At 59.6% G+C, this 2,133-nt stretch carries 2 protein-coding genes; both read left to right on the forward strand.

The window, feature by feature from the left end; all coding sequences use genetic code 11:
- A partial coding sequence (locus JQ558_RS36895) for a peptidyl-prolyl cis-trans isomerase (protein WP_249142802.1) occupies positions 1-921 on the forward strand: 921 nt, incomplete at its 5' end.
- Positions 918-1,940 (forward strand): HupE/UreJ family protein, encoded by a 1,023-nt coding sequence (locus JQ558_RS36900; RefSeq protein WP_212296726.1) that lies wholly within the window; start codon positions 918-920, stop codon positions 1,938-1,940. The genes JQ558_RS36895 and JQ558_RS36900, both read left to right, overlap by 4 nt.
- The last annotated feature ends 193 nt before the right edge of the window (positions 1,941-2,133 follow it).

Raw genomic sequence — 2,133 nt, forward strand, 5'->3', positions numbered from 1 at the left:
GGCGGAAGTCAGGATGACGACCACCGAACGCGCCTACACCTCGCCGATCTGGTACACGCCTTGATCGCTCGGCTGCTGAGAGAGCCGTTATTTCAGTTTCTCGCGCTTGGTGCGACGCTATTCGCGCTTTACGGTCTCGTCGGCAAGCGAAATGCAGAGGCTCCCGAGAAAATCGTGGTTTCCGCCTCGCGGATCGCCAACCTCGGCGACGGATTTGTGCGGACATGGCGGCGGCCGCCGAGCGAGCAGGAACTGCAGGGCCTGATTGAAGACTACATCCGCGACGAAGTCTTCTACCGCGAGGGCAGAGCGGCCGGGCTCGACCGAGACGACGTCATCATTCGTCGTCGCGTGCGGCAGAAGATGGAATTTCTTGCCGCAGACATGCCTGAAGCGAGCGACGAGCAGCTTGCCGCTTACCTCGCGTCCAATCCGGAGCGCTTCAGATCCGACGATCAAATCACATTTCGTCAGGTCTTCCTGAGCGCCACGCGGCGCCCCAATACCATCGAGAGCGACAGCAAACAGGTTGCGAGCGTCCTAGCTGGTGCCGACGCGGCTGTAGATACGACGACACTCGGCGATCCCTTTCTGCTTGGCGAGGAGTTTCGTGGCTTCTCGGCAACAAAGGTAACCAACCAGTTTGGTGAAAGGTTCGCCAAACGGGTGCTCGCGATGGAAAACGGGCGCTGGCAGGGGCCGGTTTCTTCGAGCTTTGGACAGCATTTCGTCTTTATCAGCAAACGAGTTTCCGGCAGCTTGCCGCCGCTCGATGATGTCCGGCCGGCCGTCCGCCGAGAGTGGGCGAACGCGCGGCGCCTTGAGGCAGAACAGAAGCTGTATGCCTCGCTACGGGAGCGCTACGAAATCGTGGTGGAAGCGCCTCCTTCCAAGGCGGCGTCAGCCGACGTTGGTCGATGACCCGTTTTCGTTTGTTCATTGCTGTTCTGGCGGTGCTGCTGGCGCAACCCGCGATCTCGGATGAACTTCGGCCCGGCTATCTGGAAATGCGCCAGACCAGCTCCGGCGAGTATAATTTGCTTTTCAAAATCCCTGCGCGCGGGGAAGACTTGCGGCTCGCGATCTACGTCAAACTGCCCGAGGGCACTCAGGATGTAGGGCCGCCCCGTGCATCGTTCAGCGACGGGGTCTATGTTGAACGCCGTACCATTCGGCGGGAGGGAGGATTTATAGGGCAGCCGGTATCCATCAACGGACTATCGGCCACATCGACCGATGTACTGGTTCGGATCGAAAGCCTTGCCGGCGCAGTACAGACCGAACGGCTTTCTCCAACGAAGACGGCATTCATCATTCGAGCCGTGCCCGGCGCTTGGGAAATCGCAGCGACCTACCTGCATCTGGGTGTCGAACACATTCTTTTCGGCTTCGACCATTTGCTGTTTGTGCTGGCGCTGGTGATTCTCGTACGAGGCTGGGGGCGCGTGGCCATTACGGTTACGGCATTCACGATCGCGCACAGCATTACCCTCGCAGCGGCGGCGCTGGGCTTTGTGAATGTGGCGGGACCGCCCCTGGAGGCAACCATAGCGCTCAGCATCATGCTGGTTGCGGTCGAGATTCTGAACGCCCGCCGTGGGAAGCCGAGTTTGACCGCGCGCCTGCCATGGCTCGTTGCCTTCTCCTTCGGCCTCCTGCATGGCTTTGGATTTGCCGGCGCGCTGGCTGAGGTGGGATTACCTCAACATTCGATCGCCGTTGCGCTGCTGTTTTTCAATGTTGGAGTTGAGATTGGACAGCTCATTTTCGTTGCCGCAGTCTTGTCGTTGATATCCCTGTTACGCTTTGTGGCGTCAAAACTATTGGAGCCTGCGCGTATACAGCCATCACTCGACCGGCTCGATGTGACCGTCGCCTACGCTATAGGCATCATGGCGGCCTACTGGCTGGTTGAGCGTACGACGGCCTTTTTTGTGTAGGAGGCACGCCGCGTAAGAGAACGATGTCCGCTTCGGGTCTTGGCCGTGTAAAAACACCCTTCCAAGGAAGTCGGTGAGAAGCCAGGACCGGTTCGGTCTCACGCCGCGATCGCAGCCATCAGCGGCTTGGTCCCGACGATGTTCATGACCCGTGTCAGGTTATAGGCGAGGACCGAGAGTGCCATCTCGGCGG

Origin of the sequence: Bradyrhizobium sp. AUGA SZCCT0160 (assembly GCF_018130105.1) — a bacterium.
Lineage (GTDB): Bacteria > Pseudomonadota > Alphaproteobacteria > Rhizobiales > Xanthobacteraceae > Bradyrhizobium.

Coding starts and splice junctions, on each gene's coding strand:
- JQ558_RS36900 (WP_212296726.1), top strand. CDS start 918: ATGACCCGTTTTCGTTTGTTCATTGCTGTTCTGGCGGTGCTGCTGGCG.